The following is a 16,404-nucleotide window of genomic DNA, read 5'->3' on the forward strand; positions in this document are numbered from 1 at the left end:
GGTGTTACGTAGCTCTTTAGCCAAGTTTTCCGCTAAGACGGTTATTCATTCCGTGGCTCATCTCATTGAGACCAAAAACTGTTGCTGTTTTCCCAAGAGTCTCATACTTAAAAATAATGGAATCTAATGCTGAAACAGTAGAAGCATCCCACACATGAGAATTACTCAAATCAATCACAATATTCTTGGGATCATCACTATACGAGAACTGGTAGTACAAGTCGTTTGATGAGGCGAAGAACAACGGGCCATTGACACTGTACGTTACAGTATCTTCGCCCTGCACAGCACGCTCCACCGTGACCACATGGGCAACACGTCTCGCAAAAAGAACCATCGCAACAAGAATACCGACACCAACACCAAGAGCAAGATTATGTGTACCGACAGTAACAAGCACCGTCATCAGCATGACGGCGGTCTCTGCTCGTGGCATAGCTTTAAGGGTGCTCCAGCGTACGGAATGCCAGTTAAATGTACTAATAGCAACAAGAATCATGACGGCAACAAGCGCAGCCATAGGAATTCTCGCAACGATATCTCCAAGAACAACAGAGAGCACCAAAACAAAAATTCCTGCACAGAAAGTAGAAACACGTGAACGAGCGTTACCTGTTTTAACGTTAATCATGGTTTGCCCAATCATGGCGCATCCTCCCATACCGCCAAAGGCTGCAGTAACGATATTCGCTACGCCCTGTCCCCATGATTCACGGGTTTTATTGGAGTGTGTGTCGGTAATATCATCGACCAGTTTTGCGGTCATGAGGGATTCGACCAGACCCACAAATGCCATAGCAAGCGCAAAGGGGAAAATGGTTTTAAGAGTTTCTACAGTGAGCGGTACGTCGATAACGCTCAACACCGGCAATGAATGTGGAAGATCGCCATATTCACCGACAGTAGGCACTTTAATACCCGCGTATATTGTCACGGCGGTGAGAAGAATAATAGCGATGAGAGGCGCTGGAATAGTTGTGGTGATTTTAGGGAGACCAAACACAATGATGAGTCCAACAACAACTAGCGGATAGACGGCAAAAGGCACGTCGATGAGCTGTGGCAGTTGAGAAGAAAAAATCAGGATAGCGAGCGCGTTGACGAAGCCGACCATGACTTGGCGCGGAATAAAACGCATGAGTTTAGCGACGCCGAAAACTGCTAGAAGTATTTGTAGAACTCCGGCAAGGAGCACTGCTGCAATGAGGTGGGGTAATCCGTGGGTTGCCATAAGTGGTGCGATAACGAGGGCGGTAGATCCTGCTGCGCCGGATATCATGGCGCTACGTCCACCAGTTATGGCGATAGTTGTTGCCATGGTGAAGCAGGCGAAGAGCCCAACTTGCGGGTCTACTCCGGCTACGACGGAGAATGCGAGTGCTTCGGGGATGAGCGCTAACGCGGTGACAAGGCCGGCGAGTATTTCGATGAGTAAGAGTTTGGGGTGTTTGAGGACGGTGAGTGTTGCTCCACGTTGTGTGGGGCTTAGTGCGGGGTGGGGTGTGGTGTGCATGCTCTCTTTTGCCGGTTGGTGGTGACAGAATATTTGAACAAGCCTAGCAGGGTTATGTGCTGGTGTCTGATGTGGGGAGTGTGAGTTAGCACGGCTTAGCGTGTGCAGGTGCGGATGTCATGGAGTCTGTAGCTGGCGACCGAGTAGACTAGTGTCCGTGCTGAATACTGATTTTTCTAATCCAACATTTTCTTTTGAGCTGGGTGATCGTCTTGCCGAGCGTGAGCAGATTTCTGCTGAACGTACTACTGCTAATGGTGGTGAGTTTCGTGGTAGAACTGGTGTGATTCATACTCCTCATGGTGATATTCAAACTCCTGCTTTTACTCCGGTGGGGACGAAGGCAACGGTTAAGGCTGTTTTGCCTGAGGCGATGAAGGAGCTTGGTTCGCAGGCTCTTTTGGCGAATGCGTATCACTTGTATTTGCAGCCGGGGCCTGATGTTCTTGATGCTGCCGGTGGTCTTGGCCGTTTTATGAATTGGTCGGGTCCGACGTTTACCGATTCTGGTGGTTTTCAGGTGATGAGCCTAGGTTCTGGGTTCAAAAAGGTGATTGATATGGGCACCGTTGAGCAGGCTCGCGGTATTGATGGGCGCCCGTTGGGTGATGATGATGTTGCTCGTGGGCGTGAGCGTATGGCGCATGTTGATGATGATGGCGTTAATTTTAAGTCTCATATTAATGGCAGTATGCACCGGTTTACGCCTGAGGTGTCGATGCAGGTTCAGCATAAAATTGGTGCTGATATTATGTTTGCTTTTGATGAGTTGACGACGCTTTATAATTCTCGTCGTTATCAGGAGGAGGCGTTAGAGCGTACTCGTTTGTGGGCTTTGCGTTGTATTGCTGAGCATGAGCGTTTGACGGTTGAGCGTTCTGATAAGCCGTATCAGGCTTTGTTTGGTGTTATTCAGGGCGCCCAGTATGAGGATTTACGTCGGCAGGCTTGTCGTGATTTGGGTGCGATGCCGTTTGATGGTTTTGGTATTGGTGGTGCTTTAGAAAAAGAGAATTTGGGGACGATTGTTCGCTGGTGTACTGAGGAGTTGCCGGAGAATAAGCCTCGTCATCTTTTGGGCATTTCTGAGCCGGACGATATTTTTACCGGCATTGAGAATGGTGTTGATACTTTTGACTGTGTTTCGCCGACTCGTGTTGCCCGTAATTCTGCGGTATATACCCCTGATGGGCGTATGAATTTGACGAATGCTCGTTTTAAGACTGATTTTCGTCCGATTTTTGAGGGTTGTGATTGTTATACCTGCGGTCATTACACTCGTGCGTATCTTCATCACTTGTTTAAGGCTGAAGAGCGTTTGTCTGCGACGTTGGCGTCTATCCATAATGAGCGTTTTATTGTGAAGATGGTTGATGATGCTCGTGAAGCAATTAATCAGGGTGATTATTTTGCGTATCGTGATGAGTTTCTCGGTAATTATTATTCTGATCGTCGCCCTGAGTAGGGTTTATTCTTTTTTGATTTTTGGAGGTTTTGTGTCGGGTTTTCCGTTAGATCATGTTTCTGAGAATGAGGTTGTGAGCGTTTCTCATGATTTTGCGGTCAGTTCTGATGAGTTGTTGGCTGCGTTTACTTCGCGTGATCTCTTTTTGCAGTGGTATCCGCCGCGTGGTTGGTCAGTTCAGCCGGATACGGTGACTTTTGAGCCTCAGCGTGGTGGGCGTGTTCAGTTGGCGATGAAGCATGAGTCTGAGCTGAATGTTTTTGCTCCGGTGTATCTTCGTTTTGAGTCGATTTCTCTTGAGGGTTTGGAGCTGGTGGAGTCTATTGCTGGGCCGATGGGTGAGCCGACGGATCATTTGATGGGTATTCGTATTGGTTTTGTTCCGGGTACGGTGATTACGTCTTCTGGTGTTGGTGAAGGTATTACGGTGAAGGTTGAGGTAGGTCCGTTGCCGGAGCAGGTTCATGATGATGTGGCTGCTACCTGGAAGGGTTCTTTGACGAAGTTGGAGGAGGTTCTTTCTTCGTAGTTTGCACCTATTTTTAAGCGGTAAGCCCCTGCTGTGTCCTCGTGGTTCGTTGGTGTTCTTTTGGAAGGGTGGTACAGCAGGGGCTTTTTTGGTGGGGTTTTAGCCTTGGCGGGCTTTGTATCGTGGGTTTTTCTTGTTGATGACGTAGGTTTTTCCGCGTCTGCGGACGACTTGTGCTCCGGGTAGGTTTTTGAGTGAGCGTAGTGATTTACGAACTTTCATGTTTTTCCTTTTCTGGGTGGGTGTTGGTTCCTCTTAGCTGGTGCTGTTGAGGAGGTTTTCTGCTATTTCTTCTCCAGTGATAATGCACTGGTTGAGAAGTTCTTGGAGTTCGGTGGGGTTGAGGTCGTCTCCGGTGATGGCGATGGTGTTGTGTGGTTCTTGTTGTTCCCATTGCCCTTGTTGTTCGAGCCAGACGAAGGGCCCGATGCCTTCGATGGCGATACGTTCTGAACCGTAGCTGTTGATGCAGAGTGTTCCGCGAAGTCGGCAGTTGCCTTCTGCTAGGTGTGGTAGTGCGGAGGCGAATCTGTCGTGGTGGAGGATTCCGGAGGTTGTGAAGACGACGGTGGTGAAGTTTTTTCCGGTGCGTATGGCGGTGTTGATAGGTGTGTGTTGTGGGGTTTTGTTGGTAATGGGGGTGAGTTCTTGGGTGTTGATTCCTAGGTGTCCGGCTTGTGTTCGTTGAATGCTGTCTTCTCGTTGGTGGCATCCGCAGATGGGTTGTGTTGTTTCTGTGCAGGAGATGATTTTTAGGTGTGTTCCGAGGTGTGCGAGGAGTTCTTGGGCGCGGTGTTTTTCGGTGTCGGTGCTGTGGGTGAAGGGTATTTCTGAAGTGATGGCGGTGTCTGCCCAGGCGATTTCGGTGATGATGAATTCTCCGGGGGTTCGTTCGTCTTCGCAGCCACCGTTGAGGCCTCGTTGTTCGAGGGGTTTGTTGTCCCAGAGTTCGTCTTCGATGGTGCTGATGTCGAGGGCGAGGATGGCGCTGTGTATGTGGTGTTCTAGTTTTTCTGCGACGTTGATGACGGTGTTGAGGGATACTCCTGGTGGTAGGAGGATGAGAATGTCTTCTGTGTTATCTGATAGTTGTAGGCAGTCGGAGAGGAGGAGTGTAGTTGCGCAGGATGAGCAGTTACTTTTGAGGATGATGTCGGTGGTTTTGGTGGTCTCGTGGTGGTTTCGGGTGACTCGTATGGTGATTTTTTCGGGGTGCGCGTTTTCTTCGGGGTCGAGGATGTCGAAGCTGAGGATGGTAGGCGTGGTCTCTGCGTTGTTTTTAAGCGCTTTGAGGGCGGTATTGAGGGCGTTGTCTCGTGCCCAATGGCTTAGTGATGAGATAGCTGTGATGGACATACACCTAAGCATAAATGAGAATCGTTCTCATGTAAACTTCAGAAGGAGCATGTTGTTCGACACGAGATATTAAACGCCAAGGCCCCCTTGAGGCGGGGGCCTTGAGCAACACACAGACATTGAATGCATGAGAAGATCATGCGTTCTAATATCTACAGTCTAAACGATAACGATTCTCATATACAAGAGTTGTGCAGAAAAAGTTTTAATAAAACATCAAGCCTCTGAAGAAGACCCACTAGCACGCCGAGCCTCCTCAAAAGCGCTCTCGTCCACAACATGAACCTTACGTACCACCGCAAAATACACCATCGTCAAAACCACAAAATACGCAACCCCAACCGTAGCAGGAGCAATCGTCCCCTGAGTAGCAAAAAGCGCAGACCATACGGCACAAAGTCCTACAATTCCCAGAGCACCCGTCGCACGACCGCCCCAAAGACGAAACGCAGACGAATTACCTTCAACACGTTTAAACGCAAGATACGCCAAAAGAATCAGAACCCACACCGTCAAAGCACTCACCATAACCAGCGTAATCATCGTGCCAAAAGCATCACCAGGTTTAAACACTGCCAAAAGAATAGCTAAAACAACACCCAGCGTAGAAAGCCACATCGCCCGAACAGGAATACCTTGACGATTCGTACGAGACATCATCCGAGGAGCCATAGAATCAGCAGCCAAAGAATGCATCAAACGAGTACCCGCATAAAGATTTGCATTCGCCGCAGAAAGCGAAGCCACCAACACCACAAGGTTAGTGATTGTCGCAATCGCAGGAATACCCAGCTCAGAGAACACCAACACAAAAGGTGAACCCTCAACTTCCCCATTAAACGTTGCAGCCTGACGCCAAGGAATCACCGAAACAACCACAAACAACGAAAGAATATAAAACGTTGCAAGACGCCACATCATCGCTTTGGCAGAAGAACGCACCGAACGAGCCGGATTTTTCGCTTCAGCAGCAGAAATAGAAATCATCTCAATACCGCCAAAAGAAAACATCACAATCGCCAACGAAAGCCACACAGACTTAATACCACCCGGCATAAAACCACCGTCATCACTCAAATGCGCAATACCCGTAGCAGCATGCCCCGGCAAACCGAAGAACACCAAGCACAAACCCACCAGAATAAAGGCACTCAGCGCAATCACTTTCACCGACGATAAAGCAAACTCCATCACGCCAAAATAATGCACAGAACGAATGTTCAACAAGATAATTAGGGCACCAAAGGCCACAATACCGACCCATAACGGAAGCTGTGGCCACCAGAACTTCAGATAAGAGGCCACCGCAACGAGCTCAATACCGGTAATGACCATGGTGCACGTCCAATAAGCCCAACGCGTCAAAAATCCGGCGAAAGGCCCAAGATACTTACCAGCGATAGACCCAAAACCGCCGCGCACCGGAGAATGAACTGCCATCTCCCCCGTTGCTCCGCCAATAATGGCAGCAAGCAAAGAGCCACAAGCATACGAGAGAATAACTGCTGGACCAGCTAACGCAATAGCGCTACCAGAGCCAAGGAAAAGCCCTGTACCTAATGCTGAGCCCAACACAATCATCGTCATCTGACCATGGGTCAAAGAACGCTTAAGGTTTCGAGAATCTTCGAATGTAGATCTAGTCACCGAAGTTGCCACAATATATATCCTTTATGATGCGAGAGTTCCTCGTCCTCCGTAGAGTTTTCAAAACTACCAAAAGATAGACAGAACCCTCAAAAAGATGAAGAAGATAAACAAAAAGAGAAGAAAAACGTTACGGTTCGCACCATATGATGCGCGATAGTTCATATCAACCGTGCAATATGGTGCGAACCGTCTAGTGTGTTATCCACTAGTTTTGATAATGCTCAACATGTGAACGAGCCTCTTCAAAAGCAGTGTCATCAACGTGTTGACGAGAGCGAACACCTGCAAAATAGACCACAGTGATGAGGGCGAAGAAGCCAACACCAACCATCGCAGAAGTGGTCATATTACCAATGAAGAAAAGCGCTAAGAAGGTTGCGAAAACACCAATTAGACCTAGTGAAGCAGTTGCAGAACCGCCCCATACACGGAATGGAGAACTGTTACCCTCAACGCGTTTAAAGCTGATGTAGCTCAGAAGAATCATCGTCCACGTAACAAGGACGCAGAGAATGACCAAAGCCATCATCAACGAGAAAATACCGCCAACACCAGAAATAGCCATCACAATAGCAACAACAGAGCCAAGCATCGAAACGCCTAAAGCAAGTGCCGGAATACCCTGCGAGGTGGTTCGCGCAAAAATTGCGGGCGCCATACGATCGTGTCCCAAGGCGTGAAGCTGCCGTGTTGCGGCGTAAAGGGCGGCATTAGCTCCAGAAAGAGCAGCAATCAGAACAACAAAGTTAGTGATACCCGCAATATAGGGGATGTTCAGTTGAGAGAAGACGAGTACAAAAGGAGAGGTCTCAATCTCTCCGTGAAGGGATGAGGCTTCACGCCAAGGAATGATAGAAACGACAACGAAAAGTGCTAGTACATAGAACGTTGCAAGACGCCACATCATCGCTTTGGCTGAAGCTCGAACCGAACGCACAGGGTCTTTCGCCTCTGCAGCAGAGATAGAGATGAGTTCGATACCGCCGAAGGAGAACATCACGATAGCCAAAGCGAGCCAGATTGAGGACAATCCATTTGGCATGAATCCGCCGTCGTTGGTGAGGTTTTGGATACCAACTGCGGGACTTGATGGAAGACCAACAAAGACCAGCAATAAGCCAAAGATGATGAAAACGATTACGGCAATAACTTTGATGGAAGAAAGGAAGAATTCAAGTGTTCCAAAAGATTTAACGCTCGTGAGGTTCAGCCCCACAATGATTGCCCCTGAGAGGGCAACCCATATCCAGAGGGGTACGGTGGGGTACCAGTAGGTCATGTATTGTCCGACGGCTACAAGTTCGGCGCCGGTGAGAGGTACAGTCGTCGCCCAATATGCCCATCGCGTAGTGTATCCGGCATAGGGTCCGAGGAATTTTCCGGCGAGCGTGCCAAAGCCACCACGAACGGGATAGCGTACGGCCATTTCGCCGGCACAAGCGCCGATGATTGCGGCAATGAGTGAGCCAATCATGTAGGAGATAATGACGGCTGGGCCGGCAATGGCAATGGCTCCGCCAGAGCCGAGGAATAGTCCGGTGCCGACGGCTAGTCCGAGGGCAATCATGGTCATTTGACCGTGGCTCAGTGAGCGTTCGAGTCCGCCGTCTGGAGTGGGTTCTTGTTGAGAAGCCATGGGGTATACCTTATGGGTGTGGATGGTAATGCATATACATGCATACTGGATGATACATATGCTACAGCTCTTGGCTCACTCTTTCGGAGTTTTGTTCAGATTATGGTCTTTTAGATGCGCCACATCTTATCTTCTCTATACAGCATCACGAATCTACGAAGAAGCCGTCTCAGATACGCTCCGATAAGTTGGCTCATTCTTCTTAAACCACGAAATCACCGGAACAGTGACGGGCATCAGCACAAGTTCGACAAGACATTTATAGAAATAGCCGACAAGAACATAATTGAGGTAATTATCAAAAGTACTAATTCCAAGAATCGGTGCAGCAACCGTGCAGAAAATAATAGTGTCCGCAAGTTCGCCTACTAAGGTAGATCCAACAAGCCGTCCAACAAGGAACTTACCGTCAAAACGTTTTTTCATGGCAACCATAACCCATGAGTTCAGTAGCTGCCCAATAAGGTATCCAGCAAGAGAGCCAGCAACAATCAACGGCACCGGACCCAGCACAGCTTCTAAGGCTTGTTGGTTCTCGTAGTAGTCTGCACTCGGAAGTTTAATGAGTATCCAGAAACTAAGGCTTGCAAAAGCTGCCGCTAGAAACGAGATAATAATGACTCTGCGAGTGCGCGCAAAACCATAAATTTCGGAGAGAACATCCCCAATAATGTAAGCCAAGGGAAAGAGGAAGAAACCGCCGTCAGTGAGGATACTGCCGAAAGCAACACCTTTCGTGGCAGCAATGTTAGAGAGGATAAGAATAATAGCCGAGGCACACAGTAATAGGTCGTAGTAGGTACGAGAAGGCTGGGCATAGTGTTGTTGTGAGGCGGTGGCGGGCATAAAGTCGCTCCTTGAACTTAAATAGGTAGGGAGTGTCATTGAGATATGCTGCCCGTCTGCCACCCAGGCATTTTCTCTAGAAGAAGTATAGTGCCTTCAGGGTAGAAGATAAACTTCTGCGGTGACGAATTTTATGGTCATACATAGTATTCGTCACCGCAGAAGCTACGATGTACCCTCATATTGCGCGTTGTCATAAACACTCCAAGAGTGTTACAGCGTAGCTTGTGTAGGGATGGTGCTATTGGTTGATTTGGTAGAGCGCATCAAAGGGCGCGTTAGAACGGACGCGTTCTGCGATACCGGCACTCACAAACTTTTTCGCCTGTTGTGCTGCTTCAAGGGGCGTTTTTCCTTGCGCCAAGTAGCCGGTAATGGCAGTGGCAAGGGTACAACCTGCACCAGCGACAACTGCACCATCATCAATTTTGGGTGTTTCTAATACTTCGAGGGTGTTTCCGTCATAGTAGACGTCCACTGCATTATCACCTTCGAGTCGGATAGAACCTTTTGCCAGAACTGTTGCGCCAGACTTTTCGTGGATGATGCGCGCTGCTTGCTCTAGCTCTTTAACGGTGGTGATGGAATCCATACCAGACAGGCTCATTGATTCAAAGTGGTTCGGGGTGACGAAAGTTGCCAGCGGTAGAATTTTTTCTTTAAGAGCGTTGTCAATATCTAATGCGGCACCGGGTTCTTGTCCCTTACAGATAAGTACGGGGTCTAGTACGAGGTTTTTAGGGGTGTGTTCTTCAAGGAAGCGTGCCACTGTTTCGATGGTGGGTACGGTGCCGAGCATTCCAATTTTCACGGCGTCAAGATTGTAGGTTGCGTGCACTACTTCTAATTGGTCGTGCACAGTCTGAGCGTCCACGGGAACGAAGCGATGTGCCCAGTCGTTCTTAGGGTCGAATGAGACAATGCAGGTAAGTGCGAGGGAACCATAAACGCCGAGGGCTTGGAATGTTTTGAGGTCTGCTTGTGCGCCTGCTCCGCCGGTTGCCTCGTTACCGGCGATGGTTAACGCGTAGGGTCGTTTTGTCATAGCGTCAATGTACCGCGTGGTAGCGATATTCGCTCGTTTTTTACACTAAACCCGTGTTTTTGTGATTCAGGCTACTCTGCATTCTGAGATTACGCTGACAGTTTTCCGGTTTTTGTCACTATCTGAGCAAAGTTAGTATACAGTAGCGTTATGCCTAGAATTTCTGCAGCCTCAAACGCGGCACAACGCGAGAACACCAAACGTGCCATTCTCGACTCTTTTGGTCGACTCCTCTACATGCGTGGACTACCCGGACTCACCATGACCGACGTCGCAAAAAACGCTGGTATTGGACGCACCGCAGTCTATAACTATTTTGCAGATATGGGCGAGCTACTTGTAGCATACGCAATGGACGAAACGGACAAGTTCCTCTCCGATCTTAACGAGGGCCTTGAGGGTATTACCAACCCGATTGACAAACTTGCCGTATATATCCGCCTAGAAATTGAGCGTCTTTCCCTACACCACATGCCACCGGGGCCAGCAATGCGCTCAGTACTCTCCCCCGAGTCTTTCGCAAAACTAGGTAAGCACGTATCCGCGTTACAGATTGTTCTGGGGAAAATACTTCAAGAAGCTATCGACCAAGGTTACATTCTAGAGAACGACATTCGCGAAATGGCTCGTCTTATTCATGGTTCTCTCTCTTCTAGTGCAGAACGCACTGACGAGACACCTGACGCTAAGGCACGTCAACGTCATATTGATTCAACGATTCGTTTTATTCAAATGGGTCTAGGCGCTCGTTTTGATGAGGTTGGAAATCCTGTACGTTTGGACGGAAAGAGCCCTTATTTAGTAGCTGTTTCTTAGCCGTACACCTCTTATTTATATGCGTGGGGTTTGATAAGTTTTATCAAACCCCACGCATATTTTTTATAAAATATTATTTTATTGCTTAAATGCGTTGTGTCCACAAAAGTTTTCTTTTGTGGACACAACGCTACTATTTAAAAGTAGATATTTACATTTCTCTAGATATTAACGGTCAAATACCTGAGTGCGGGCGAGACCGTTCTTGTCTTCCAAAGGCCCACCGTTAATACGCATACGGATTTGGTAAAGATAAGATCTCCAGATACTTGGGTCACCTTCATTAGAGAAGAAGTCATAGCGTGGGAACCAGTAAGTTCCACCGCCACGGTTCTGTCCAGCTTCAGAGATATTACTTCCGCCAACCCAGTGAGTGGTATACGGATAAACAGTCTGAGGTGCACCGTTTTGAGTTGCAACACGAGGTTCTAGCGTTTCATCACGCGAGAGAGTAGTCCAGAAAGGGCTGGAATCACGTGTTGAGCTAAAAGTGAAGTTATCGAAGGGCAACCAGTAAGTAACACTAAGGTCACTTACAGTGTCCTGTGGAAGAACATTTCGGTACTGTACACCAAAAGGTCCACCAGGATTTGGGAAGACATGTGCGTGATAACCGTCTTCAACAAAGTGAGTCACACGGGAACTACCGTTCCAGCGAAGGTCTGGGTTGGTGTGTGGTTCATCAAATGATGCTGCATAAGCGGGGACAGCAGCAGTAGCCACAACTACTGGAGCAGCCCACGCTGCGGACTTAACTAAATTACGGCGAGTGACACTCATAATTACCTTTTTCTTATATATATTGTGTGGTTTCCATCGTGAGGATTCATCAAAAATGAAGCTCAGGTAAAATCATAGACAACTCCAAGCAACCGTTCAAGAATATAAACGACATAAGAATTCAGTGCAATGACAAAAACTTCATACTTTTTCAGTTATCTATAGGAAACTCTCGCCAATTCTTAGCTTTGAGAAAAACGACACTTTTATTTTCGGGAGTTTTGTTTTCCGTGAACTTATCATCGATAAGAAAATATATAAAGTTTATTTTCAATACTTTATTGCTATTTTAAGTGTTTCTTTGAGTGAAGTTTCACAACAAAATACATCCTATTTACTAGTTGAAATATATAAAAATAGGATGTCGAAACATCAAAAAATCTCTTGAATAGGAAAATTTAAAAGCCGACATAGAGATGGACAGAAGTCGGCTAAACGGCCCACAGGCAACATTTCGCCTATCCGACACTTTTGCCAAAAAATCAGACAAATGGTTGGAAATTCTCAGATAACTTTGACGTCAGCAATTTGAACAATTCTGGAAACTACCAAAAAATGTTACGCAAAGCACTCGCTTTCGTCCGCAAAATGAGACACAAAAAGACATGCTACCCAAGAATTAGAGCTTTACTTAGAACTATCGGCCACCTGAGATTAAGCCTCTATGAGCAACTCAATAGATTAGAGAGCAAACACTCCTCGGCAACTAAATATTAAAGCAATGGACTCATTACCGTTTATAGTAATGAGTCCATTGCTTTATGGCGGAGGATGGGGGATTTGAACCCCCGAGGGCGTTAACCCAACACGCGTTCCAGGCGTGCGCCATAGGCCGCTAGGCGAATCCTCCAAACGCTACGTAGCTTTCTCAAGCTTCACGTAAGCGAACAGATAAAAGCCTACCGCACTTTTTAAACGTTCGCAATTCCTAGCCCCTAACTTTTTCGTTAGCTACACCACTGACTGTTTTTCGCTTCACCACCTTGTCAGCTTTCTTTCAATGACTTTATGAGGTAAGCTTTATATCAGCCTCTTACGTGGCGTTATCTTGGAGAACTCCCCCAGGGTCGGAAGACAGCAAGGGTATCTGGGCTCTGACGGGTGCGTAAGGGGTCCTTTTTTATGCCCAAGCTTTACAAAGCATCTTCTGCTCTGCGTGGATAAATTACCCTTAACGCTGACCTATTCATTAGACTAGGGTGCAAGATTCTTTTTTATTGCACGAACGTATAGGGTTGAGCTGTGAGCACTGCACTTTATCGCCGTTACCGCCCAGAATCCTTTAACGAGGTTATCGGTCAGGAACACGTCACCGAACCACTCATTACAGCACTAACCAATAACCGTGTCAATCATGCCTACCTGTTCTCGGGCCCACGCGGTTGCGGCAAAACAACGTCTGCTCGTATCCTCGCGCGCTGCCTCAACTGTGCAGAAGGCCCAACACCCACGCCTTGTGGAGTCTGCGATTCGTGCAAAGAGCTTTCTCGCCACGGCGGAGGATCCCTAGACGTCATTGAAATGGACGCCGCCTCACATGGTGGCGTCGACCATGCTCGAGATTTACGCGAACGAGCAACTTTTGCACCGGTTCGTGACCGCTATAAAATCTTCATCATTGACGAAGCCCACATGGTCACTCGCGAAGGGTTTAACGCTCTTCTTAAAATTGTTGAAGAACCACCAGAGCACATTAAATTTATTTTTGCGACGACCGAACCGAATAAAGTTCTCGGAACGATTCGTTCTCGCACCCATCACTACCCTTTTAGGCTTGTTCCCCCAAGCACTCTTTCTTCCTACCTATTGCAACTGTGCCAAGAAGAAAACGTGCAGGTTGAAGACGGCGTTATCCCACTGGTGGTTCGTGCCGGTGGTGGGTCTGTTCGCGATAGTCTATCTATCCTTGACCAGTTGATGGCTGGTTCTCAGCAACAGCATATTTCCTATGATGTCGCTACATCTTTATTAGGCTTTACCCATAGCGGACTTTTAGACGACGTTATTTTCGCTTTTGCTCAGGCAGATGCTTCCGAAGTATTCCGTTCAGTAGACCGTGTTATTCAAACGGGACAAGACCCTCGTCGTTTTGTTGAAGATTTGCTAGAGCGTTTACGTGATTTGATTATCATTCAGGCGGTTCACGGGTCTGTTGAAAGCATACTTCAGAATATGAGCGCAGATCAGGTTGAACGTCTACGCCAGCAGGCCTCGGCTTTTGGTGCTGCAGAGCTTTCACGGGCAGCCGATGTTACTAGCCATGCGCTCAACGAGATGAGTGGTGCGACATCACCTCAGCTTCATTTGGAGTTGTTATGTGCTCGTATTCTTTTGCCGGCTTCTGAGAAGTCTATTGGCGCTGTCGGCGCACGTTTAGATCGCCTTGAGCGTCGTGTGCGTTCTCTTGTTGAAGAGAACGAGGACGATGCTAGTCGTTCTACAGCTCGCGCAGAGCATTCGTTATCTGCGAGTGAGCAGGGCGCTCAATCGATGAGTCGTCCGCCGTTATCTGCTCCGCCGTTGGCTTCGGCTCAGCCCGCTCAGCCCGCTCAGCCCGCTCAGCCCGCTCAGCCCGCTCAGCCCGCTCAGCCCGCTCAGCCCGCTCAGCCCGCTCAGCCCGCTCAGCCCGCTCAGCCCGCTCAGCCCGCTGCCGAGGATACCTCATCTTCCCACACAGCAAACACCCCCTACGCGCCACTCACAGGAGCAGCACTTCTCAACGCCATCACCACACGATGGAAAGAAGTTCTCGAAGCCATACCCGAAAGCCAAGTGCAAGAAAGATTTAGCCACTGTAACCCCTGCGATTTCACCAACAACGCACTCTACATCGAAGCTGATATCCAAACATTACGAGGCGTTAAAGAGTTTCTCCCCCTCCTCAAAAATGCCCTCTTTAAAGTCTTCGGTGCCCGTTGCGAAATTCATGCAAAAGTCCTCAAAACTGCACCACAAAACGCGCCATCACCCCAGCCCTCCCACACCGTTACAACGGAACAGCCACAAGAACCTACCACTGAACAACCAGCACAAGCACAGCAACAGTGGAACGAACACCTACAACCTCATACAGGAAAAGCCCCAGAATTTAGCCCCGAAAATTGGAATGCGCCCGTTACCGACTGGGAAGTAGCTCCTGTACCGTCGCACCCCGACGAAGAACAAACAACAGAATCTTCAACGCCAGAACACCCGAAAACAACAGTTCTTAGCCCCGTACCAGACCCAGATGAAGAACCAGAACTAGCAGAGATAACGCACAACGACAGTGCCGAGAACGAGCACGAACTAACTGATGAGGCAGACGAATACGATGCAGAAGAACCTGCAGAAGAACACCCACACTTACGTGTGATTGATGGACAAGCACCATCTCTGCACAATTCCTCACGAGAAAATCATCCCACCTCACAGCACTGGAAACGCCCAGATATCTCGGTTGCACCAGAACAACCAGAAGAAGCTGAAGACGAAACTCAAAACGTAGAAAACGACGGCGAAAAACACGAAGATACAGCACCAAGCTTCCGCGAAAAATACGCTAAAGAAGTAGCCGAAGGAAACCGCTCCGTACACGAAAAAGCTGAAGAGAATTCGGATAAGAATCTCGTAGAAGAAGATTTTGTCCCCTCGGATGAAGATGAACCGTTAGAGAAAATCATGCTCATTGGGCAACGGGCCGTTGAAAAAATTCTTGGTGGAGTTGTCATCGACAACATCAAACACTAAACACGTACTTTTCTATTCGTGTTCTACCCATATATAAGGAGCTATCTCTATGTACGATGCTGCGGTGCAGAACCTCATCGATGAGCTTGGCAGATTGCCAGGTGTGGGGCCAAAGTCTGCCCAGCGTATCGCCTTTCATATTCTGAATGCTGATTCTTCAGAAATGCAAAAACTCACTAACGCAATCAACACCGTCAAAAATACCGTTAGTTTCTGCCAAATATGCGGAAATATCTCCGAAACAGACCAATGCGCTATCTGTCGCGATGAACGTCGTACCCCAACGACGCTATGCGTTGTTGAAGAGTCAAAAGACGTGATTTCTATTGAACGTACTCGTTCTTTTCATGGACGTTACCATGTCTTAGGTGGGGCCATTAACCCTTTAGCGGGGCTTACGCCTGAGCAGCTTCGTATTCGTGAGCTCATTGCACGTCTTGCTGACGAACGTATCGAAGAAATTATTTTGGCGATGGATCCCAACCTTGAGGGTGAAGCTACAGCAACGTATCTTTCTCGGTTACTTGTTCCTTTAGGTGTGCGAGTCTCTCGCTTAGCTTCTGGATTGCCTGTAGGCGGAGACCTTGAATACGCAGATGAAATTACTCTTGGACGTGCGTTAGAAGGTCGCCGTATTATCGCTGAAGGTAACCGCCACCAGACAGAAAACCATGCGGAAGCATTTACTCAAGCTGTTACTGAAGATCAAGAACGACAAGTTCAGAACGCACCGACCCCGCAACCTCGTCCAAGATGGAATGGTTCAATGTTCGAAGATTTATCTGAAGAACATGAAGATGCACCGCAGCAGAGCACTCTCAATGAACCACTTTTAGAAAAACTCAGCCCCGAAACAACGGATTCTAAGGGTAGCTCTCGCCCAGAAGAACAAGATGATTCTTCATCTCAGCAGCAGAGCTATCAAGAACGCTTAGAGGAGTTAAAGAAGACTCCGTTACGTACCCCGACCCCTCAGATTCCGCCTATCCCGGGGCGAACCTATGTAAACCCTTGGCAGTGAGTGGCGCTGCGTATTGCC

General features: G+C 48.2%; 13 protein-coding genes, 1 tRNA gene and 1 other RNA gene. 6 read left to right on the forward strand and 9 right to left on the reverse strand.

What is annotated here, in order from left to right:
- Positions 1–16: 16 nt before the first annotated feature.
- On the reverse strand, positions 17–1,513 hold the full coding sequence (locus tag ACN084_RS06020) for a SulP family inorganic anion transporter (RefSeq protein WP_419106228.1): 1,497 nt from the start codon (positions 1,511–1,513) through the stop codon (positions 17–19).
- A gap of 160 nt (positions 1,514–1,673) precedes the next feature.
- On the opposite strand from ACN084_RS06020, the gene tgt reads away from it, so the two are divergent.
- Both tgt and ACN084_RS06030 read left to right on the forward strand, forming a co-directional pair.
- The gene (gene tgt, locus ACN084_RS06025; RefSeq protein WP_419106270.1) at positions 1,674–2,978 is read left to right on the forward strand and encodes a tRNA guanosine(34) transglycosylase Tgt; all 1,305 of its coding nucleotides are present in this window, start codon (positions 1,674–1,676) and stop codon (positions 2,976–2,978) included.
- Positions 2,979–3,051: 73 nt separating this feature from the next.
- Positions 3,052–3,507 carry a hypothetical protein gene (locus ACN084_RS06030; RefSeq protein WP_419106229.1) on the forward strand — a complete coding sequence of 152 codons (456 nt, stop codon included), beginning with the start codon at positions 3,052–3,054 and terminating at the stop codon, positions 3,505–3,507.
- A 99-nt stretch (positions 3,508–3,606) separates the two neighbouring features.
- Here the strand turns inward: ACN084_RS06030 and ykgO are convergent, their stop codons facing one another.
- The 6 genes from ykgO to ACN084_RS06060 all read right to left on the reverse strand — a co-directional run bounded on the left by ykgO (position 3,607) and on the right by ACN084_RS06060 (position 10,040).
- Positions 3,607–3,729 (reverse strand): type B 50S ribosomal protein L36, encoded by a 123-nt coding sequence (gene ykgO, locus ACN084_RS06035; protein ID WP_419102357.1) that lies wholly within the window; start codon positions 3,727–3,729, stop codon positions 3,607–3,609.
- Between the two features lie 33 nt (positions 3,730–3,762).
- Entirely contained in the window at positions 3,763–4,863 is a 1,101-nt protein-coding gene (locus ACN084_RS06040; protein ID WP_419106230.1) for a GTP-binding protein, read from the reverse strand.
- A gap of 216 nt (positions 4,864–5,079) precedes the next feature.
- Positions 5,080–6,450, reverse strand: coding sequence for an amino acid permease (locus tag ACN084_RS06045; protein ID WP_419102399.1), 1,371 nt, complete (start codon positions 6,448–6,450; stop codon positions 5,080–5,082).
- A 268-nt stretch (positions 6,451–6,718) separates the two neighbouring features.
- Positions 6,719–8,149, reverse strand: coding sequence for an amino acid permease (locus tag ACN084_RS06050; protein WP_419106231.1), 1,431 nt, complete (start codon positions 8,147–8,149; stop codon positions 6,719–6,721).
- A gap of 153 nt (positions 8,150–8,302) precedes the next feature.
- Positions 8,303–8,995, reverse strand: coding sequence for a queuosine precursor transporter (locus ACN084_RS06055; protein ID WP_419103820.1), 693 nt, complete (start codon positions 8,993–8,995; stop codon positions 8,303–8,305).
- Between the two features lie 241 nt (positions 8,996–9,236).
- A complete protein-coding gene (locus tag ACN084_RS06060; RefSeq protein WP_419106232.1) occupies positions 9,237–10,040 on the reverse strand; it encodes a hydroxymethylpyrimidine/phosphomethylpyrimidine kinase in 804 nt (267 codons plus the stop codon).
- A 150-nt stretch (positions 10,041–10,190) separates the two neighbouring features.
- On the opposite strand from ACN084_RS06060, the gene ACN084_RS06065 reads away from it, so the two are divergent.
- Complete coding sequence (locus tag ACN084_RS06065; RefSeq protein ID WP_419103822.1) at positions 10,191–10,856, forward strand: TetR/AcrR family transcriptional regulator; 666 nt, start codon at positions 10,191–10,193, stop codon at positions 10,854–10,856.
- Positions 10,857–11,024: 168 nt separating this feature from the next.
- Here ACN084_RS06065 and ACN084_RS06070 read toward each other — a convergent pair whose 3' ends face one another.
- Both ACN084_RS06070 and ACN084_RS06075 read right to left on the reverse strand, forming a co-directional pair.
- A complete protein-coding gene (locus tag ACN084_RS06070) occupies positions 11,025–11,636 on the reverse strand; it encodes a hypothetical protein (RefSeq protein ID WP_419106233.1) in 612 nt (203 codons plus the stop codon).
- Between the two features lie 762 nt (positions 11,637–12,398).
- Positions 12,399–12,486: transfer RNA gene (locus ACN084_RS06075), tRNA-Ser, on the reverse strand.
- A gap of 174 nt (positions 12,487–12,660) precedes the next feature.
- Here ACN084_RS06075 and ffs point away from each other — a divergent pair.
- The 3 genes from ffs (at position 12,661) to recR (ending at position 16,386) form a co-directional block, all read left to right on the forward strand.
- An RNA gene (ffs, locus tag ACN084_RS06080) (signal recognition particle sRNA small type) lies at positions 12,661–12,757 on the forward strand.
- A 121-nt stretch (positions 12,758–12,878) separates the two neighbouring features.
- On the forward strand, positions 12,879–15,365 hold the full coding sequence (locus ACN084_RS06085; RefSeq protein ID WP_419106234.1) for a DNA polymerase III subunit gamma and tau: 2,487 nt from the start codon (positions 12,879–12,881) through the stop codon (positions 15,363–15,365).
- 49 nt (positions 15,366–15,414) lie between these two features.
- Positions 15,415–16,386 carry a recombination mediator RecR gene (gene recR, locus ACN084_RS06090; RefSeq protein ID WP_419106235.1) on the forward strand — a complete coding sequence of 324 codons (972 nt, stop codon included), beginning with the start codon at positions 15,415–15,417 and terminating at the stop codon, positions 16,384–16,386.
- Positions 16,387–16,404: the final 18 nt, after the last annotated feature.

It is taken from the genome of Rothia sp. P7208, from assembly GCF_048512915.1.
Taxonomy (GTDB): Bacteria; Actinomycetota; Actinomycetes; order Actinomycetales; family Micrococcaceae; genus Rothia.

Coding starts and splice junctions, on each gene's coding strand:
- ACN084_RS06020 (WP_419106228.1), bottom strand. CDS start 1,513: ATGCACACCACACCCCACCCCGCACTAAGCCCCACACAACGTGGAGCA.
- ykgO (WP_419102357.1), bottom strand. CDS start 3,729: ATGAAAGTTCGTAAATCACTACGCTCACTCAAAAACCTACCCGGAGCA.
- ACN084_RS06040 (WP_419106230.1), bottom strand. CDS start 4,863: ATGTCCATCACAGCTATCTCATCACTAAGCCATTGGGCACGAGACAAC.
- ACN084_RS06045 (WP_419102399.1), bottom strand. CDS start 6,450: ATGACGATGATTGTGTTGGGCTCAGCATTAGGTACAGGGCTTTTCCTT.
- ACN084_RS06050 (WP_419106231.1), bottom strand. CDS start 8,149: ATGGCTTCTCAACAAGAACCCACTCCAGACGGCGGACTCGAACGCTCA.
- ACN084_RS06055 (WP_419103820.1), bottom strand. CDS start 8,995: ATGCCCGCCACCGCCTCACAACAACACTATGCCCAGCCTTCTCGTACC.
- ACN084_RS06060 (WP_419106232.1), bottom strand. CDS start 10,040: ATGACAAAACGACCCTACGCGTTAACCATCGCCGGTAACGAGGCAACC.
- ACN084_RS06065 (WP_419103822.1), top strand. CDS start 10,191: ATGCCTAGAATTTCTGCAGCCTCAAACGCGGCACAACGCGAGAACACC.
- ACN084_RS06070 (WP_419106233.1), bottom strand. CDS start 11,636: ATGAGTGTCACTCGCCGTAATTTAGTTAAGTCCGCAGCGTGGGCTGCT.
- recR (WP_419106235.1), top strand. CDS start 15,415: ATGTACGATGCTGCGGTGCAGAACCTCATCGATGAGCTTGGCAGATTG.